At 59.6% G+C, this 18096-nt stretch carries 20 protein-coding genes, 1 tRNA gene and 1 pseudogene; 10 read left to right on the top strand and 12 right to left on the bottom strand.

What is annotated here, in order from left to right:
- The first annotated feature begins 37 nt into the window (after nucleotides 1-37).
- Entirely contained in the window at nucleotides 38-1321 is a 1284-nt protein-coding gene (locus ACSQ17_RS19135) for an NAD(P)/FAD-dependent oxidoreductase (protein ID WP_436070131.1), read from the top strand.
- A 66-nt stretch (nucleotides 1322-1387) separates the two neighbouring features.
- On the opposite strand, the gene ACSQ17_RS19130 is transcribed toward ACSQ17_RS19135, so the two are convergent.
- Nucleotides 1388-2077 carry a PA2778 family cysteine peptidase gene (locus tag ACSQ17_RS19130; RefSeq protein WP_436070130.1) on the bottom strand — a complete coding sequence of 230 codons (690 nt, stop codon included), beginning with the start codon at nucleotides 2075-2077 and terminating at the stop codon, nucleotides 1388-1390.
- 208 nt (nucleotides 2078-2285) lie between these two features.
- Here ACSQ17_RS19130 and dusA point away from each other — a divergent pair, with 208 nt between their 5' ends.
- Together dusA and tal are read left to right on the top strand one after the other, a co-directional pair.
- Complete coding sequence (dusA, locus tag ACSQ17_RS19125; RefSeq protein WP_436070129.1) at nucleotides 2286-3281, top strand: tRNA dihydrouridine(20/20a) synthase DusA; 996 nt, start codon at nucleotides 2286-2288, stop codon at nucleotides 3279-3281.
- 41 nt (nucleotides 3282-3322) lie between these two features.
- On the top strand, nucleotides 3323-4249 hold the full coding sequence (gene tal, locus ACSQ17_RS19120; protein WP_436070128.1) for a transaldolase: 927 nt from the start codon (nucleotides 3323-3325) through the stop codon (nucleotides 4247-4249).
- Nucleotides 4250-4297: 48 nt separating this feature from the next.
- Here the strand turns inward: tal and rssC are convergent, their stop codons facing one another.
- Both rssC and rssB read right to left on the bottom strand, forming a co-directional pair.
- Nucleotides 4298-4780 (bottom strand): anti-sigma factor antagonist RssC, encoded by a 483-nt coding sequence (gene rssC / locus ACSQ17_RS19115; protein ID WP_436070519.1) that lies wholly within the window; start codon nucleotides 4778-4780, stop codon nucleotides 4298-4300.
- An 8-nt stretch (nucleotides 4781-4788) separates the two neighbouring features.
- Complete coding sequence (gene rssB, locus ACSQ17_RS19110; RefSeq protein WP_436070127.1) at nucleotides 4789-5973, bottom strand: two-component system response regulator RssB; 1185 nt, start codon at nucleotides 5971-5973, stop codon at nucleotides 4789-4791.
- Between the two features lie 216 nt (nucleotides 5974-6189).
- On the opposite strand from rssB, the gene ACSQ17_RS19105 reads away from it, so the two are divergent.
- Nucleotides 6190-6489 carry a PilZ domain-containing protein gene (locus tag ACSQ17_RS19105; RefSeq protein ID WP_436070126.1) on the top strand — a complete coding sequence of 100 codons (300 nt, stop codon included), beginning with the start codon at nucleotides 6190-6192 and terminating at the stop codon, nucleotides 6487-6489.
- A 65-nt stretch (nucleotides 6490-6554) separates the two neighbouring features.
- On the opposite strand, the gene ACSQ17_RS19100 is transcribed toward ACSQ17_RS19105, so the two are convergent.
- Nucleotides 6555-7256 carry an MlaA family lipoprotein gene (locus ACSQ17_RS19100; protein WP_436070125.1) on the bottom strand — a complete coding sequence of 234 codons (702 nt, stop codon included), beginning with the start codon at nucleotides 7254-7256 and terminating at the stop codon, nucleotides 6555-6557.
- Nucleotides 7257-7464: 208 nt separating this feature from the next.
- Here ACSQ17_RS19100 and ACSQ17_RS19095 point away from each other — a divergent pair, with 208 nt between their 5' ends.
- Nucleotides 7465-8175 (top strand): HAD family phosphatase, encoded by a 711-nt coding sequence (locus tag ACSQ17_RS19095; protein WP_436070124.1) that lies wholly within the window; start codon nucleotides 7465-7467, stop codon nucleotides 8173-8175.
- Nucleotides 8176-8317: 142 nt separating this feature from the next.
- Nucleotides 8318-8584 (top strand): DUF4404 family protein, encoded by a 267-nt coding sequence (locus ACSQ17_RS19090; protein ID WP_436070123.1) that lies wholly within the window; start codon nucleotides 8318-8320, stop codon nucleotides 8582-8584.
- Nucleotides 8585-8631: 47 nt separating this feature from the next.
- On the opposite strand, the gene queF is transcribed toward ACSQ17_RS19090, so the two are convergent.
- The 4 genes from queF to ACSQ17_RS19070 all read right to left on the bottom strand — a co-directional run bounded on the left by queF (nucleotide 8632) and on the right by ACSQ17_RS19070 (nucleotide 11120).
- The gene (gene queF, locus ACSQ17_RS19085) at nucleotides 8632-9462 is read right to left on the bottom strand and encodes an NADPH-dependent 7-cyano-7-deazaguanine reductase QueF (RefSeq protein ID WP_436070122.1); all 831 of its coding nucleotides are present in this window, start codon (nucleotides 9460-9462) and stop codon (nucleotides 8632-8634) included.
- A 92-nt stretch (nucleotides 9463-9554) separates the two neighbouring features.
- A complete protein-coding gene (gene pyrF, locus ACSQ17_RS19080) occupies nucleotides 9555-10253 on the bottom strand; it encodes an orotidine-5'-phosphate decarboxylase (protein WP_436070121.1) in 699 nt (232 codons plus the stop codon).
- Nucleotides 10254-10381: 128 nt separating this feature from the next.
- Nucleotides 10382-10840: a DUF3291 domain-containing protein gene (locus ACSQ17_RS19075; RefSeq protein WP_436070120.1), complete on the bottom strand. Its 459-nt coding sequence runs from the start codon at nucleotides 10838-10840 to the stop codon at nucleotides 10382-10384.
- Nucleotides 10841-10886: 46 nt separating this feature from the next.
- A complete protein-coding gene (locus tag ACSQ17_RS19070; protein ID WP_436070119.1) occupies nucleotides 10887-11120 on the bottom strand; it encodes a DUF1127 domain-containing protein in 234 nt (77 codons plus the stop codon).
- A gap of 97 nt (nucleotides 11121-11217) precedes the next feature.
- Here ACSQ17_RS19070 and ACSQ17_RS19065 point away from each other — a divergent pair, with 97 nt between their 5' ends.
- The gene (locus tag ACSQ17_RS19065) at nucleotides 11218-12072 is read left to right on the top strand and encodes a LysR substrate-binding domain-containing protein (protein WP_436070118.1); all 855 of its coding nucleotides are present in this window, start codon (nucleotides 11218-11220) and stop codon (nucleotides 12070-12072) included.
- On the opposite strand, the gene ACSQ17_RS19060 is transcribed toward ACSQ17_RS19065, so the two are convergent.
- Entirely contained in the window at nucleotides 12062-12817 is a 756-nt protein-coding gene (locus ACSQ17_RS19060; RefSeq protein WP_436070117.1) for a sulfite exporter TauE/SafE family protein, read from the bottom strand. The genes ACSQ17_RS19065 and ACSQ17_RS19060 overlap by 11 nt on opposite strands.
- Nucleotides 12818-12923: 106 nt before the next feature.
- Between ACSQ17_RS19060 and ACSQ17_RS19055 the strand changes: the two genes are divergently transcribed.
- A complete protein-coding gene (locus ACSQ17_RS19055; protein ID WP_436070116.1) occupies nucleotides 12924-13880 on the top strand; it encodes a LysR family transcriptional regulator in 957 nt (318 codons plus the stop codon).
- 70 nt (nucleotides 13881-13950) lie between these two features.
- Here ACSQ17_RS19055 and efp read toward each other — a convergent pair whose 3' ends face one another.
- The 3 genes from efp to ACSQ17_RS19040 form a co-directional block, all read right to left on the bottom strand.
- A complete protein-coding gene (gene efp, locus ACSQ17_RS19050; protein WP_233685777.1) occupies nucleotides 13951-14523 on the bottom strand; it encodes an elongation factor P in 573 nt (190 codons plus the stop codon).
- Nucleotides 14524-14569: 46 nt separating this feature from the next.
- Complete coding sequence (earP, locus tag ACSQ17_RS19045; RefSeq protein WP_436070115.1) at nucleotides 14570-15703, bottom strand: elongation factor P maturation arginine rhamnosyltransferase EarP; 1134 nt, start codon at nucleotides 15701-15703, stop codon at nucleotides 14570-14572.
- 106 nt (nucleotides 15704-15809) lie between these two features.
- A tRNA-Ser gene (locus ACSQ17_RS19040) sits at nucleotides 15810-15899 on the bottom strand.
- Between the two features lie 305 nt (nucleotides 15900-16204).
- On the opposite strand from ACSQ17_RS19040, the gene ACSQ17_RS19035 reads away from it, so the two are divergent.
- Both ACSQ17_RS19035 and ACSQ17_RS19030 read left to right on the top strand, forming a co-directional pair.
- A complete protein-coding gene (locus ACSQ17_RS19035; RefSeq protein WP_436070114.1) occupies nucleotides 16205-16894 on the top strand; it encodes a crotonase/enoyl-CoA hydratase family protein in 690 nt (229 codons plus the stop codon).
- 52 nt (nucleotides 16895-16946) lie between these two features.
- A pseudogene (locus ACSQ17_RS19030) lies at nucleotides 16947-18089 on the top strand (cache domain-containing sensor histidine kinase); the annotation flags it as partial.
- Nucleotides 18090-18096: the final 7 nt, after the last annotated feature.

Raw genomic sequence — 18096 nt, 5'->3', positions numbered from 1 at the left:
CGCCTATTCGTAAAAAATAAAGAACAGAGGTTGCAAAATGGCGCACACAGCTTATCCACAATCCTATTACGCGGCCTCCGCCAATCCGGTTCCGCCGCGCCCAGAATTGAATGGTGAAGTCGAGACTGACGTGTGCATCGTCGGCGCTGGCTACACCGGTCTATCGACAGCCATCTCCCTGCTGGAAAACGGCTTCAAAGTGAGCATTGTAGAAGCCGCGAAAGTCGGCTTTGGTGCGTCTGGCCGCAACGGCGGCCAAATCGTCAACAGTTACAGCCGCGATATCGACGTGATCGAGCGCAGTGTCGGCGCCAAACAGGCCAAACTGTTGGGCGACATGGCCTTTGAAGGTGGTCGGATCATTCGCGAGCGCATCGCCAAGTACAACATCCAGTGCGATTTGAAGGATGGTGGCGTTTTCGCGGCCAACACCCCCAAGCATATGAAGCATCTTGAGTCACAAAAAAAACTCTGGGAGCGCTACGGCCACACTCAGCTGGAACTGATGGACGCCAAGCGCATCCGCGAAGTGGTGGACAGCGACGTTTACGTAGGTGGCATGCTGGACATGAGCGGCGGCCATATCCACCCGCTCAACCTGGCCCTGGGTGAGGCGGCAGCCGTCGAATCGCTGGGCGGCGTGATCTATGAGCAATCCCCGGCAATCCGTATTGATCGCGGCGCTAACCCTGTCGTGCACACCCCCAACGGCCGGATCAAAGCCAAGTTCGTGGTCGTCGCCGGCAACGCCTACCTGGGCAACTTGATCCCCGAGCTGTCGGCCAAGTCGATGCCATGCGGCACCCAGGTGATCACCACCGAGCCACTGTCCGCCGAACTGGCGAAAAGCCTGCTGCCGCAGGACTACTGTGTGGAAGACTGCAATTACCTGCTCGACTACTACCGCCTGACCAGCGACAAACGCCTGATCTTCGGTGGCGGCGTAGTCTACGGCGCGCGCGATCCGGCCAATATCGAGGCCATCATTCGACCGAAGATGCTCAAAGCCTTCCCGCAGTTGAAAGATGTGAAGATCGACTACGCCTGGACCGGCAACTTCCTGCTGACCCTGTCGCGCCTGCCGCAAGTCGGTCGCCTGGGCGACAACATCTATTACTCGCAAGGCTGCAGCGGCCACGGCGTGACATACACCCACCTGGCTGGCCGGGTGCTGGCCGAGGCCCTGCGCGGTCAGGCCGAACGTTTCGATGCGTTCGCCGATCTGCCACATTACCCCTTCCCTGGCGGCCGGCTGTTCCAAGTGCCATTCAGCGCCTTGGGCGCCTGGTACTACACCCTGCGCGACAAGCTGGGGATCTGATCCTCCTACGCAACAAAAAACGGCACCCTGGGGTGCCGTTTTACATTTTACCTCCAGCCATAAGCACTACAGCGCCGCATCCGGCCAGACCTGACGCGCCGCACGCAATGCCCGCTGCGCAGCCTCGTTGCGGCCTTGTTGTTGTAACTCGCGCGCAGCCTGTAGCCAGACCTGCTCGACAGGTTGTGCAGGCAATTGGCTGGCAGGCTGAACCAACACAGCCCAACGTCCCGCCTCGCTCCAGGCATCATCAAAACGAGTGAAGCTGGTGTACCAGCGCCGACTGTTACCGGAACGCAACACCAGCGTCCGCTCACGCTGGTCATACCCGACCAATATCGCGAACTGCGAACCGGGACCACCAAACATGCGGTCCTGCATCAACAGCACCGGATGTCCAGCAGACACCTGTTGCAACAGGGAATCCAGATTACCTGGCAAGGGGTAAACCAGCAGATCGTATGAACGTGCGGCTTTCTCCAGCCCAGCTTGCGGACTCTGCCCTTTGGCCAGTTGCTGAATGCGCTCATCGACCAACCCCGGACTGCTGATCACACCATAGTGATTCAACAGAGCGGCCAATGCCGAAGGCCCGCCTTGCGCATCACTGAGCTGGAAAAACGGCACATCCGCCAATTCCACGCGCTCAGGCAAACGTTTGGTCTCAGGCAGCAATTGCGGCCCACCAGCACAGGCACCAAGCAGACAAAACATGGCAATCGAGAGAAGCTTTACGGCGCGTACAGGCTGGAACATGGCTCACTCACTGGCAGACTCGTGGCGCAGAGCATAGCGATGAAGCGCCGCTGCCCCAAGCCATCCATACAAATTCGCCCTCTGCTCACTGAGCGAGCGGCGCAGAAAAACCGAAACCCCGTGCAGGCTGATAAACTGCCGCACCTCGCAGCGCAGACCGCACACCCAAACGCGGCCCACCACAGCCCTGAAAAATAGAACGACACCGATGCCCGACTCCCCTGCTCCGCCCATCAGCTTGTCCCGCCGCTTCTCCGTTGCACCGATGATGGATTGGACCGATCGGCACTGCCGCTTCTTTCTGCGTCAGTTGTCTCAACACGCGCTGCTTTACACCGAGATGGTCACTACCGGAGCCATCCTGCATGGCGATGCGACACGTTTTCTCCGTCACAGCGCGGCGGAATACCCCCTGGCTCTGCAACTCGGTGGTAGCGTGCCGGCTGACCTGGCGGCCTGCGCCAAGCTGGCACAAGCGGCGGGTTATAACGAAGTCAACCTCAACGTGGGCTGCCCCAGCGATCGGGTGCAGAACAATATGATCGGCGCCTGCTTGATGGGCCATCCGCAGTTGGTCGCCGACTGTGTGAAAGCCATGCAGGACGCGGTGGATATCCCAGTCACGGTGAAACATCGGATTGGCATCAACGGCCGTGACAGCTATGCCGAGCTGTGCGACTTCGTGGGCACGGTGCGCGATGCTGGCTGTCGCAGCTTCACCGTGCATGCGCGCATCGCCATTCTCGAAGGGCTCTCGCCCAAGGAGAACCGCGAAGTGCCGCCACTGCGCTATGAGGTCGCAGCGCAGCTCAAGCAGGACTTCCCCGAGCTGGAAATCATTCTTAATGGCGGCATCAAGACCCTGGAGGATTGCCAGCAGCACCTGCAAACCTTCGATGGCGTGATGCTGGGCCGCGAGGCCTACCACAACCCTTATCTGCTGGCGCAGGTTGACCAGCAGCTGTTTGGCTCTTCGCGCGCCGTACTGAGCCGTTTCGAGGCGATGCAAAGCATGCGCGAGTACATTGCCGCACACCTCGCCGAAGGCGGCAGCATGCACCATATCACCCGCCATATGCTCGGCCTGGGCCAGGGTTTCAAGGGCGCGCGACGCTTTCGCCAGTTGCTCTCGGTGGACATTCACAAGACCGACGCGCCGCTTGCGCTGTTCGATCAGGCGGCGCAATTGCTGCAAGGTCGCTGACTCGGGTAATGTCGCTGCATCTGCAACGACAAGGCTGTGTCATGACCTCCAAGCTGGATCAACTCAAGCAGTTCACCACCGTGGTCGCCGATACCGGCGACCACGACGCCATCGCCCGCCTAAAGCCGGTTGATGCCACTACCAACCCATCCCTGCTACTGAAAGCCGCCGCCATGCCTGGCTATAGCGAGCAGTTGAAGCATGCCGTCAAGACCAGCCAGAGCGACCTCGGCCTGGCCTGTGATCATTTTGCCGTCGCAGTTGGTGGGGAAATCCTCAAGATCATTCCAGGGCGAATCTCTACCGAAGTGGACGCACGCTTGTCTTTCGACACCCAGGCGACGCTGCGCCGTGCCGAACGCCTGATCGGCCTGTATGAAGAAGCCGGTATCGGCCGCGAACGTGTGCTGATCAAAATAGCCTCGACCTGGGAAGGTATTCGCGCTGCCGAACAACTGGAGAAAGCCGGCATTCAATGCAACCTGACCCTGCTGTTCGCCTTTGCTCAAGCACAGGCTTGCGCCGACGCCGGGGTATTTCTGATTTCGCCCTTCGTCGGGCGCATCTACGACTGGTACAAAAAGGCCGAAGGCCGTGATTTTGTCGGTGCCGAAGACCCTGGTGTGCAGTCAGTCGCCCGTATCTATAACTACTACAAGGCCAACGCCTATCAGACCGTGGTGATGGGGGCGAGCTTCCGCAATATCGGTCAGATCGAACAACTGGCCGGCTGCGATCGCCTGACCATCAGCCCGGAACTGCTGCAACAACTGGCCGATGATCAACAGCCACTGGCGCGCCTGCTCAGCCCTGGCAAAGCTGCCGAAGCCAAGCAGAACCTCGGCGAAAGCCAGTTCCGCTGGGCCATGAATGAAGATGCCATGGCCACGGAAAAACTCACAGAGGGCATTCGTCTGTTTGCCCGCGATCAGGAAAAGCTGGAAAAGCTACTGACAGCCCAGGCCTGAATACAAACGGGGCGCTCATTGAGCGCCCCGTTTGTTTAGCCATCGCCATCAGTGATGTTCGAGGGCATTGACCAGATCGTGGAAGGCTTCACGATTGGACTCATTCAAGCCCATCAGAATCCGGTGCGCTTCAAGCACCTTGGCCCGTACCAGCTCTTCAGATTGATCCTGCGACGGCAGATCATCCAGACAATCCGGGCACGGCACCGGGGTGTCGACGATATTGAACACTTGATCGAATCCCATCGACTGCAGCAGACGAGTGATATCGGCATGGGTGGTCACTACGGTCGGCAACAGACCGATTTTCTGCCGCGACAGGATCGACAGCTTGGCCAACAGCCCAAGAGTCGTGCTGTCGATGCTGCGGGTTTCGGTCAGATCAATCACGATGGCTGAGAAATTCAGCGCGGTGAAGATCTTCTCAATGGTCGCATCCAGTGCCGAACACAGCGTCAGGCGTACTTCACCAACAAACTTCAGGATGAAGGTGCCGTCTTGTTCGGCAAACTGGATTCTACCGGGGCTTATCCCAGGGTTCATGCAAGGTTCCTGCTTAACACCAGCAAGGCAATATCATCCGGCATATCCCCCAGATTGGCCAGCCCAAAAGCCTTGCGCAAGCCATCCAGGGTGCCACCTGCGGAACTCACCAGCTGCGGCAACAGGGTTTCCTTGTCTTTCAAGGTATCACCGGGCAGCAAATCCAGAATGCCATCGGAGAGCAGCGTCAGGCTGAACGCCTGCGGCAACTCAAGTTCCAGGTCGTTGTATTCGGCTTCGGCAAACAGCCCAACCGGTAAACCACGGCCTTCCAGATAGCGGGCCTGACCTTCGCTGTAGAGCACCGGTAATGGCAGATGACCGCCAATGCTGTAGGTCAGATGGTTATTGGCCTGGTCGATGACGCCGCCGAGCATAGTCACGTGCTTGCCCAACTTGCAGTTGATTAGGCCGCGGTTGATGTGCCCGAGCACTTCCGAAGGTTTGAAATCCGGCAAGCTGCCTGCGCGGCGCGACTCATACAACAAACGCGTGGTCATGAACTTCAGCAATACCGTAATAAATGCCGAAGACGCGCCATGACCGGAAACATCGGCCAGATAGAAGGCAATACGGCTGTCATCGACCCGGAAGTAGTCGACAAAATCACCGGACAGGTACAACGACGGAATGATCTGGTGGGCGAAGTTCAGGCCATCAGCCTGCCAGGGAGTCACGGGCAGCATGTTCATCTGCACCTGGCGCCCGGCGTTCTGATCCTCCTGCAACAGATGAAGGCTGGCTTGCAGTTCGCGGTTGGCGGTTTCCAGCTCTTCGCGGTAGCGCTGGTTCTCCAGACGCAGACTGGCACGATCCAGTGCACGGCGCACCGAATGCTCCAGCACGGCAAGGTCGGCCAGGGGCTTGATCAGGTAGTCGGCAGCGCCCAGACGCAAGGCTTCGACGGCATCACTCATCACGCCTGCGCCGGAAACCACAATCACCGGGGTTTCGACCTGCAGGGCATTGATACGACGGATCAGCTCCAGACCATCGACTTGCGGCATGCGCAGATCGCAGATCACCAGATCCGGTGACTCGGCACGGAAGACGTCCAGTCCCTGCAAACCGTTGTTGGCTTGCAGCACCTGAAAACCACTGTCTTCCAGGTAGGCGGCGAGGCTCGCACGCACTACGTCGTCGTCATCGATTATCAGCAGCGTGGCACTGGTTTTGTGCATGGGGTATCCAGGCAAACTGCGCCGGGTGTGGGTTGGCTTATGCGTCAGGCCGCCGGCCTGCACGCGCGAACTCGGCTTGCATCACGGCGCAGACGGTACTCCCATCCGCTACGTGATTCAAGCGTGCACCAGTCGTCGTAACACGACTTTACACCTCAAATCGGCCAAGGTTATAAGAGCTGCAGGACAACCCCCCATAACAAGAGGAAAGTGCCCATGAGCCAGAATGATCGTGCTTACAGTGAGAAACGCGATTACATCCGCATGCGGCTAGAGGCACCGGTTACCCTGCACCATAACGGCCAGGAAATTCCTGCACTGTGCCTCGATCTGTCCAGCACCGGCATGCAGCTTGAAGCTGGTAGCGCCGTGCAGATGGGCGACAAGGTACGCATCCACATTTCCTCTGAGCATAACGAACTGCGTGGTCTGGACGCTCAGGCCGAAGTGGTGCGCGTCACCACCCTGGACGATGGCCGCCAGGCATTGGGGTTGGCGATCATTTCCATGAGCTGAGCTGGCTCAAGGCAAACAAAAAGGCGGCCATCAAGGCCGCCTTTTGCATTACTCGCATGCAGCAATCAGAAGTCGTCTTCGACTTCACCGTCGCGCACTTTGAACTCACGATTCTGCAGATAAGCATTGCGTACAAAGATGTACTTGTCGCCACTGACCAGGCGCTCGGCCGACAACAACCTGGCCCGCACATCCACCGCCTGCACGCCACTCACGACGTTGCGCGTGGGCACATGATCAATGTGCATGGGCGCAGTCAGCATGGCATCCGGCACTTTGCCGAATGCATCACGCACGCTGCTTGGGCCCATCAACGGCAGCACTACGTACGGCCCGCTATTGAGGCCCCAGACGCCCAGGGTCTGCCCGAAGTCTTCATCGCTGCGTTGCAGGCCCATGGCGCTGCCAACATCGAAGAAGCCCAGCAGGCCGAAGGTGGTGTTGAAGATCAGGCGGCCGCTGTCGACACCCGCATCATGCAGTTTGCCCTGCAACAGGTTGTTCGCCAGATTGCTGACATCGCCGATGTTGCGGAACACGTTGCGCACACCATCCTCGAAGAATTGCGGCGTCACTGCCTGATAACCCTTGGCCAACGGCTTGAGGGTGTAGGCATCGACGTTATCGTTGACCTTGAACATAAAGCGGTTGTAACCCTGCCATGGGTCGCCTTCATTGGCTTGGGCCGATACAGGCAGCAATAGCATGCCGGTACAGGCAACCAGCAGGCCCAATCGTTCAATCCAACTCGCACCGGTCACACGCATTTACAGTCGCTCCTTGAAAACGCTCAAGCCGCTTGATTCAGCAGCCACATCAGGTGGCGCAGTATAAGGCGGCGGCGGCCAAAATAGGCAGCATAGCGGATGAACAAATAGCTGAAAAATTGCCTGCCCTGCCAACGCTGCACGCATCCGTCACCATCCTGTAACGCCGAGCTGCTAACGTGGACTAGACCATCTTCAAGGACGGCCCATGCCCAGCCTCACGCCCTCGCCCGCATTCAGCGCCATCTTGTTCAGCCTGTCCGGTTGCCTGGTGGATTTCGGTGCCCGTAGCGTACCGGTCACGCTGCAACGACTCTACCCGTCGATAACGGAACCGCTCAGTCTGATCCACTGCCTGGGTCGGGAACCGCAACCCGATGAATGGCGAGCCTACCAACAGGCACTCTGCCAAACCGCACAGGAGCATACCGAAGCCACGCAAGCCGCCTTGCCACTGCTAGCGCAACTCCGCCAACAAGGCGTGCCTTGCGCCTGGCTGGATGACCTGCCACGTGACGCCAGCATCTGCCTGGCCAGCGCACTTCCAGATTGGCTGCCAGGCACGCCCAATCGCAGCCATCGCCCCTGGCCGGCACCGGACGCCATCTGGCTCAGCCTTATGGAATTGCAAGTTGACCAGTTCGCTGGCTGCGTGCTGGTCAGCGGCGAGCCACAGTTGCTGCAGGCAGCGCTGAATGCGGGGATCTGGACCATCGGCCTGGCTATCAGCGGCCCACTCTGCGGACAGGCCCCGGCAGACTGGCAGAGCCTGTCGATAAGCGAACGTGACCGCCTACGCAGCCAGGCCACGCTGAGCCTGTATCGCCTGGGTGTGCACTCAGTGATCGATCAGCTCAGCGACCTGCCAACCTGCTTGGCCGATCTCAGCTTGCGTCGCCACAAAGGTGAAAAACCTTGAAGCAGCTTGCCGGGCAACACATCGCCTGGCGCTTGATCCAAAGCAAGCAAAGCCTCTTGGCTTGGATTAACCTGAAGACATGCCGAACCTTTCGCCTTCGCGCAAGGTCAGTCAATCAGTTGATCACCAAAGGGAGAATTCCATGCCTGCAAGCCGCCTGCAGCAACAACTGCAAGACCTGCGCGAGCAACTGGCCGAGCAACCGCCTCTGAGCGAAGATGAACGGGCCGATCTGTATGTACTGACCCAGGAAATTGAAGTGCAACTGGCTCGCCAGGCCGCCGCTGCCCCCGACGCCACCCTGATTGACGGGGTCAACCTGGCAGTCGAACGCTTCGAGGCCAGCCACCCGACCCTTGCCGGTACCCTGCGCAATATCGTGCAGAGCCTTGCCAATATGGGCATCTAAACACACGTACCACTCACGAAAACCCCAGCGCTAGCTGGGGTTTTGCATTACTGGCGCACCAAGCGGCGGTTATCCGGCGCAAGTGCTGCAGTGCTGCGATAGGGGTTGATATCCAGACCACCACGGCGCACGTAACGCGCGTATACCGTCAGATGCTCGGGTTTGAGCAAGCGCTGCAAGTCGAGAAAGATCCGCTCCACACACTGCTCATGAAAATCCGCATGCTGACGGAAGCTCACCAGATAGGCCAACAGGCTGGCGTGATCCAGCGCCAGGCCGCTATACTGCACCACCAGCGTGCCCCAGTCCGGCTGACCGGTAACCGGGCAGTTGGATTTGAGCAGATGACTGTGCAGGCTTTCCTCGATCACCCGCTCAGCATCACAGCGCAGCAGCTCAGGCTGCGGCTGCTCATAGTTACTGATGGCCACATCCAGTTCATCAATGCAGGTACCTGGCGCGGCTTGCACACCTTCGGCCGTCACCTCAGCCAGGCTACGCACGCGCACCCCAACCGGCTTGCCCGCGGCTGCCGAAAGATCTTGTACCAACACCGCAACCAGCTCATCAGCGCTTTTGAACACTGACTGATTCAGCGAGTTGAGGTAGAGCTTGAAGGATTTCGACTCGATGATATTCGGCGAGTCAGCGGGAATGGCGAACTCGCCCATGGCTACCACCGGCTTGCCCGACGGCAACAGCCAGGACAGCTCAAAGCAGTTCCAGAAATCCACGCCCTGATAAGGCAGCGTCTCGGCACTCAGGCCCAGCTCAGCCCACTTGGCCGCACGCGGAATCGGAAATAACAGAGACGGGGTGTAGGTCGCGATGTACTCGCTGGATTTGCCCAGTGGCGAATCTTCGGCGGCGGGATGCATGGAGAAAACCTGGCTAGTCAAAGTGCAGCGATTGTATACAACTTCTCAAACAGATTCAGGCGGCAAGCGCGCAACCAGCCTGCCGCAAAGCCTCAGGCCAGTTCCGCCACCACAGCAGCCAGGGCCTGGGCAGGATCGGCCGCCTGGCTGATTGGTCGACCGATCACCAGATAATCCGAGCCCACATCCAACGCCTGGCGCGGCGTCAGAATGCGTCGCTGATCATCCTGAGCACTGCCGGCCGGACGAATCCCCGGCGTCACCAGTTGCAGCGCCGGATAAGCCGATTTCAGTGCCTGCGCTTCCTGCGCCGAACACACCAGGCCATCTAGACCCGCTTGCGCCGCCAACCCAGCCAGGCGCAACACCTGGGCCTGAGGCTCGATATCCAGACCGATGCCCGCCAGGTCTTCACGCTCCATGCTGGTCAGCACGGTCACACCGATCAGCAACGGCTTGGCACCTGCGAGCTTGTCCAGGTTCTCTCGGCAGGCCGCCATCATGCGCAGGCCACCCGAGCAGTGCACATTGACCATCCACACGCCCATTTCCGCCGCAGCCTTGACTGCCATGGCGGTGGTGTTGGGAATATCGTGGAATTTCAGGTCGAGAAACACCTCAAAGCCTTTGCCCGCCAGCACGTTGACGATATCCGGCCCGCAACGGGTGAACAGTTCCTTGCCCACTTTTACCCGGCACAGCGCGGGATTGAGCTGATCAGCCAATGCCAGCGCGGCATCACGGGTCGGGAAATCCAGGGCAACGATGATCGGGGTCTGGCAGGCGGACATGGGCGGGCTCTCGGGCATGACAAATTCGGCGCGCATTGTAGCGGATGCGCCGCCCATGCGCCGCTCCGGTGATCTGCCTATACAGCCTGCATCTCAGCAGACTACATGCACTAGCGCGACGCGACGGGTCAGGCCTCGCACGCAACCGGCGGCGCAAACGCCTGCCGAAAACTGAACGCCTGCGCACTGGCCCCCTGCTTGCGCAGCAACTCCAGACGCTCGAAGGCTTCCTGCACCGATGGCAGATGCCCTGCCGGCACCCACCACAGCACCATATGCGCAGCATCGACCTTGCTAAACCACTCCTGGCGGCGCTTGAGCATCTCGGTATGTGCGGACGTGTACACGTAATCACTGAGCGCCTGCACGTCACGCCACACCGAGAGATTCACCAGCACATCCTCACCAAACGGACGAAATGCCGTGGCATCGCCTGCTTCGTCCTGCAACCGCCAGACATAACCAGGCGAAGCCTCTGCCAGTGCATTGATGCGCTGCAGATTGGCAACAAAGTCGGCCATGCTCGGTGACTCCAATGGCGCCTTCATCGTGGCGATATTCAACTGTGCAAGCTGATAAGCGGACATCCCTTTTCTCCTGTTTCTGACTGGGGTATCACGAACCATGGATCACTCAACGCGCCAGTGGATCATCCCAGAAGGGACGTTCACTTTCCTGGATCACATCAGCCCGGCTCAAACCGAGATCCTTCAATGCCGCATCATCGAGTATCGCCAAACGCCGGCGCTGCTCAGCCAACTGCCACCAGCGGTAGAGCTGCAAGCCAATTGAGCGCATCACAGCCACTGGCCGCAGGCCTCGTGCACGCCCGACAGCAACTACCGCATAACCTTTCTGACCTTTCATCTCGTCGCCCTCCTTGTGGGGTTGGCGACAGTCTCACGCGGGGCTTATGATCAATCCAACGAATGTTTCTTATGCAGTGCATCTCAGAGATTGATGAATGGCCAGTTACCCAAGCATCGACAGCGAACTGCTGCGCACCTTTGTCGCGATTGCTGATCATGGCGGTTTTACCCGCGCTGCCGAGATGGTCAACCGTACACAATCGGCGGTGAGCATGCAGATGAAGCGCCTGGAAGAGGACGTGCTGCAACGGCCGCTGTTCCGTCGCGACGGCCGTCAGGTCAGCCTGACTGCCGAAGGCCAGTTACTGCTCGGCTATGCCCGGCGCATCCTCAAACTACACAGTGAAGTGATGACCAGCATGCGTGCCCCACACATGGTCGGCACCGTGCGCATCGGCACGCCGGACGATTATGTGATGCGTTTTATGCCGGGGATTCTCTCACGCTTCGCCCAGACCTACCCGCTGGTGCAGGTGGAACTGCACTGCGAGCCGTCGTTCCAGCTGTTGCAGCGCCAGGACCTCGACCTGACCATCGTCACCCGCGAGCCAGGCACCGAAATTGGCCAACTGCTGCGCCAGGAGCGCATCGTCTGGGCTGTAGCGCAGGGCTTCAGCCCACATGAGCAGGAGCCACTGCCGCTGGCGATGTTCAATGCCCAGTGTTTCTGCCGCTCCTGGGCCTGCAACGCGCTGGATGCCATGGAGCGTGAATACCGCATCGCCTACACCAGCCCGAGCCTGTCGGCGATCATGGCGGTAGTCAGTGCCGGCCTGGCGGTTACCGCACAGCTGCAAAGCCTGATCACCCCGGATATGCGCATCATCGGCACCGCCGAAGGGCTGCCGGTGATGCCGTCTGCCAGTATCGTATTGCTGCGCAACAGCCAGACCCAGTCGCAAGTTACCGAGACACTGGCCGAGCAGATTGTCGAAGGCTTCAGACTTTAAGTGCGAGCAGCGCAGCACAGAGCAGCAAAAAGCCGGCAAACAACCCGCGCAAGACCCGCTCAGGCAGTGCGTGGGCGAACTTCACCCCCCAACTGATGCTGAGCAAACCGCCCAGCGCCAGGGGAGCACCCAGCATCCAGTCAACGTGATCATGCAGGGCATAGGTCGCCAAGGTAACCGCCGTGCTCGGCGCCGCCAGCGCCAGGGACAAGCCCTGCGCCACCACCTGACTGGTGCCGAAAACCGTGGTCAGCACCGGTGTTGCCAGCACCGCACCGCCCACACCAAACAGCCCACCCAACAACCCCGCGCCACTGCCCAGCAGCGTCAACCAGGGCCAGGGATAGCGCATCCCTACAGCGGCCATGACCGGCTTGCTGAACAACCGCGACAGGTTGTAGGCCGCCAACAGCACCAGAAAAACCACAAATCCCAGGCGCATGCGATCCGCATCCAGGGTAACGGCCCAGCCCGCCCCCAGTACGGCAAACAGCAGGCTGGTCAGCGCCAGTGCCAGGGCGTGGCGCCAATCGATGCGGTTACGCTGGTGATAGCGCCACAACGCCAACAACACATTGGGCACCACCATCACCAGTGCCGTGCCCTGGGCCAATTGTTGATCCAGGCCAAACAACACACCCAACGCCGGAATCGCGATCAGCCCACCGCCAATTCCAAACAGGCCACCCAGGGTACCGAGGGCCAGTCCGAGCAGCAGGTTCAAGGCAAAGTTGAGCAGTGTCATCAGGGGCCTCCAGAAAGATGCGGCACAGCCTAATCATTCGTCACTGGCAACGAAACGCACAGCAACGCACAATGGCTGTGCTTTTAACGCACAGCCGAGCCCCACCATGAACCCCGATACCCTGACCGATCAGCTCAGCTTGTTTCTCGATGTGCTGGAAACCGGCAGTTTCTCCGCAGCCGCTCGCCGCCACCCGCTGACGCCCTCAGCAGTGGCCCGGCGCATCGATGCCCTGGAGCGCTCACTGGGCAGCCACCTGTTCAGCCGCAGCACCCACGCCGTACGCGCCACGTCCGCCGGTTTGGCCTTTGCCGAACGGGCCCGGCGCATTCTTGCCGAACTGCACCTGGCCCGCGCCGAAGCGGTATCACTGAGCAGCGCGCCGGAAGGGCTGATCCGCATCGATGCACCCGCCCCCTTCGGCCGCCGTCATCTGGCACCGGCCATCGCCGAGTTTCTGGTGGCCTACCCCGGCCTGGATGTACAACTGCGTCTTATCGATAGCTTCGTCGACCTGCATGGCACACACCTCGGCGAAGTCGATCTGGTACTGCGTATAGGCCCGCTGGCCGATACGCGCCTGGTTGCCACCGCGCTATCGCCCATGGTCCGCGTCGTCTGTGCCAGCCCTGACTACCTGGCACGCCGTGGCGTACCGCGCAGCCCGAGCGAGCTGCTGGAGCATGATGGCCTTGACTGGGACAGCCTGGCCCCGCCCTACGCCTGGCGTTTCGAGCAGGACGGCAAACTGCAGCTGTGCCGCCCCAAGCGCCTGCGCATGACTGCCAATAATGCCGAAGCCCTGCTGTTCAGCGCCCTCGCCGGCCTGGGCATTGCTCACCTGCCCACCTGGCTGATCAGTGATTACCTGCTGCGCGGCGAGCTGCTACCACTGTTCTGCGAAAACGGCTTGCCCGCTCCCGAACCCAGCGGCATCTACGCCCTGCGCCTGGAGCGTGAAACCGACTCGCGCAGCCGCCTGCTGCTGGAGTTCCTCAAAGCCCGTTTCGGCCCAGTAGCGCCCTGGGATCTGGCCCTGCAAAGCGGCTTGCAGCGCAGCTAAGGCCAGACGAGCGACCATAAAAAAGCCCGACGCGTGGTCGGGCTTTTGCTTCTCGCGAGTAACGCCAGTCTTAGACCGGTGCTTTAGCGCGGGATTTGTACTCGCCGGTACGGGTATCGATTTCGATCCAGTCACCGATTTCGCAGAAATCAGCAACTTTCACTTCGGTGCCGTTGTTCAGCTTGGCTGGCTTCATGACCTTGCCGGAAGTGTCGCCACGGGCGGAACCTTCGGTGTAGGCCAGCTGACGCACGATGGTGGTCGGCAGGTCAACGGAGATCACTTTGCCTTCGAAGAACACCGCTTCGCAAACGTCGTTCATGCCTTCTTCGATGAACGGCAGAACGCTTTCCAGGTCTTCGGCACGCAGTTCGTAGGAGTTGTACTCCGGGTCCATGAACACGTAGTCGTCGCCACTGATATAGGACAGGTTCACTTCCTTGCGCTCAAGGATAACCGGTTCCATCTTGTCATCAGCTTTGTAGACGGTTTCAGTCTTGGAGCCGTTGATCAGGTTCTTCAGCTTCATCTTTACGATGGCGCTGTTACGGCCGGACTTGGTGAATTCGGCCTTTTGGATCAGCCATGGGTGCCCATCGATCAGCGCCACGCTGTTAGGCTTCATTTCTTGTGCGGTTTTCATACGAATATCCGGGTTTGGATGGAGTGACAGAATTCTTGGCCGCGTATCATAGCCAATTTAGGTAAAACTGCACCAGCGCCGCCGCAAGATCGGCCCGAGAGCCCTGTTTTAGACACCAGTTCTCGGCATGCTCCTGCTGCTCCGGCCAGCTCTGCAGCAGCTGATTCCAGTTTTGCGCCACCGCACCGCCAGTATTCCAGGCATGCCAAAAACGGGTCAGGGCCGCCTGCGCGTCCGCCGACAAGCCCTCCTTATACAGCTCTAGAAATGCATCGAGCTTCTCCAGATGCACATCATCAGCCTGCTGATAGATGTGCCAGAGCAGCGGCCGACCCGCCCACTGCGCACGGACGAAGGAATCTTCACCGCGCACCGCATTGAAATCACAACTCCACAACAAACGGTCGTACTGATCCTGCTGCACAAACGGCAGCACCTGAACATGCAACTGACCGCGCTGAACGGTATCGCCGACCTGCAATGCCGCGCCTCCCAGCCATGCCTGCAGACTGCTCAGGATGCGCCCCTCAGGCACCAGCAACTGAGTCTGCTGCGCCCCGCTCGCCAACACCTCAAGCAAACCGGACAAGGCCTGGTTTTCATAGGCAAACAGCGAGACCAACCGGGCGCCCGCCACAGGCTCTACACCCAAACCACGCAAAAATGCCCGGCGCGCGCCCTCATCAGCCTGAAAAGCCCGCCGCTGCGTCAGCAACTCACGCTCACGCAGCAAGCCGCCGCTGCCAGCGGTAAACCCCGGGAAAAAGAAAAACTTCGACAACCCATTAGACTGCAACGAAGGCAGGCCATGGCACCCTTCCACCCAATCTTCGGCGCTGAGGTACTCCAGGTTGAGCCACAACACCTTGCGCTCACGCCTGGCCATTGCCTCGATATAAGTGGCGGGCAATTCACAGGCAAATGCCTCAATCACCACATCCGCCGGCTCAACAGCCTGCCAGTCAGCACGCCACAAGCGTATCTCGACCCCGTGCTGAACCTGCCGCAGCGCCTGCACATCGGCCTGTGGGCACAAGCGTACAAAAGCCCCCAGATCATCCACCCACAAGCGCACAGCCAGATCATGCTCGGCCACCAACTGCCGCGCCAGACGCCAGGTCACGCCAATATCGCCGTAGTTATCAACCACGCTGCAGAAGATGTCCCAGGTTGCGCGCATGCGCCGCTCCATCAAATCCCACACACACCATAAAGGCCGCCAAGCCAGCCGCAAACAGCAGAAACGAAAAAGCCCGACACGGGGTCGGGCTTTTCGTCAATCAATCTGGCGGTGAAGGTGGGATTCGAACCCACGATACGATTTCTCGTATACACACTTTCCAGGCGTGCTCCTTCAACCGCTCGGACACTTCACCGGGTCTCGACGGTCATTGCTGTCTGTCGAGGCGCGCTAATCTAGCCGAACGGACCGCCAAAGGCAAAATCTTTTTTCAAAAGATTCATGTGCTTATGCCAAATGCGGCGCGCCTTAATAGGCTCGTATGCATTAAGCCATGCATACCACGACAATGGCGCACCGGCAGTGCCGATCATTTACCGAGACTGATTGCCATGATAACCGCACAGCCCGGCCTTGCTGACCAGCCAGTCAGCCATCGTGCTTTACCTGGTCGATGCGGATGAGTAACGTCTGCTGCACTTCAGCACAAGGAACCCGACCATGAGCGACCTGATCAGCTACCAACTCGACGATGGCATTGCCACCCTGACTCTGAACAATGGCAAGGTAAACGCCATCTCCCCGGACGTAATTGCGGCGTTCAATGCGGCCCTGGATCGCGCCGAGCAGGACAAGGCAATCGTGATCATCACCGGCCAGCCAGGCATTCTGTCCGGCGGCTATGACCTCAAGGTGATGACTTCCGGCCCGCAGAACGCCATCAACCTGGTTGCCGCTGGCTCGACCTTGGCGCGCCGTATGCTCGCCCACCCCTTTCCGATCATCGTTGCCTGCCCAGGCCACGCGGTAGCCAAGGGTGCCTTTATTCTGCTGTCGTCCGACTACCGCATCGGCGTCGAAGGTGCATTCAGCATCGGCCTCAACGAAGTGCAGATCGGCATGACCATGCACCACGCCGGCATCGAACTGGCCCGTGACCGCCTGCGCCGCTCGGCCTTCCATCGTTCGGTGATCAATGGCGAGATGTTCGACCCGCAAAGCGCCGTGGATGCAGGCTTCCTCGACAAGGTGGTGCCGGCCGAACAACTGCATGCCACTGCCCTGGCAGTGGCCCAGCAGATGAAGAAGATCAACATGACCGCGCACAAGAACACCAAGCTGAAAGTGCGTAAGGCGCTGCTCGAAGCCCTTGATCAGGCAGTCGAACTGGACAAGCAACACCTGGGGTAAGTAAACCCCAGTAGCGCAAAAGCCCGGCCCCTGTGCCGGGCTTTTGCGTTTAATGGCAAAACACTGGCAATCAACCGGGCAATCTCCCCAGTCTGTATTACTTTTAGAAGGTAAGGCCAAGGAGCGAGGCACCCACCGATCTATTCGAAATTGCCGCGGGGAGCGTGCTATGAAGATTGCCCACAAGGTTGGCCTGGCTGCGGCCATTGTCCTGTTCCTTACTACCAGCCTGCTGTCACTGGCGCAGGTCAGCCAGGTTCGCGAAACCCTGCACAGCCAGGTAGCCGCCAGCATCGAGGAGTCCAGTAACGCATTGGCGCGGCAGATCGAGAACTGGCTAAACGCCAAACTCAAGTTGATGGATCTGATGGCACAAAGCATTGACAGCAACTACAGCCCCGAAGAAACCCAGCGCATCGTCAACACGCCCATGCTGAAGAATGAATTCATCCTGGTCTTCGGCGCCCTGCAAAGCGATGGCAAACCGATCAAGAACACTGACGAGTGGAAACCCGCGCCGGAATGGGACGGTCGTCAGCGGCCCTGGTATGCCACCGGCAAGGCCGGCAGCCAGGCGCTACTGACCGAACCCTATGTGGACTCCACCACCGGGGAAATCCTGATTTCTGCCGTTACCCGCATCACCAATGCTGGCGAATTCCTCGGTGTACTGGGCGGTGACATCCGCCTGAAAACCGTGGCCGATGCAGTCAACACCATGGATTTCAACGGCGCCGGCTATGCCTTCCTACTGACCCGCAACGGCAACATCATTTCCCACCCCAACACCGACCTCAACGGCAAGAACTACAGCGAGCTGTTCGCCGGCCAGAGCCCAACGCTAAGCAAGGATTTGCAGGATATCAGCGGCGCCGACAAGGACCTGCTGGTGTCCTTTACCCCATTGCCCAACCTCAAAGGCATGGATTGGTATATCGGTGTGGTGCTGGACAAGAGCATTGTCATGGCCGAAGCCAATGCCCTGAGCTGGCGCGCAGTGATTGGCACCGTACTGGGGGTAATCATCAGCCTGATCGTACTGGGCGTGTTGATGAACAGCCTGCTCAAACCCCTCGACCACCTGCACAACTCCCTGCATGAGGTGAACAGCGGGGAAGGCGACCTGACCCGCCGCCTACCCGCCACCAGCAACGATGAAATCGCCCTGGTTTCCAAGGAGTTCAATAGCTTCCTGCAAAGCC

The sequence above is a fragment of the Pseudomonas sp. LjRoot71 genome (assembly GCF_964253255.1).
In the GTDB taxonomy this organism is placed as follows: domain Bacteria; phylum Pseudomonadota; class Gammaproteobacteria; order Pseudomonadales; family Pseudomonadaceae; genus Aquipseudomonas.
This window is presented reverse-complemented; position numbering and strand designations above follow the sequence as displayed.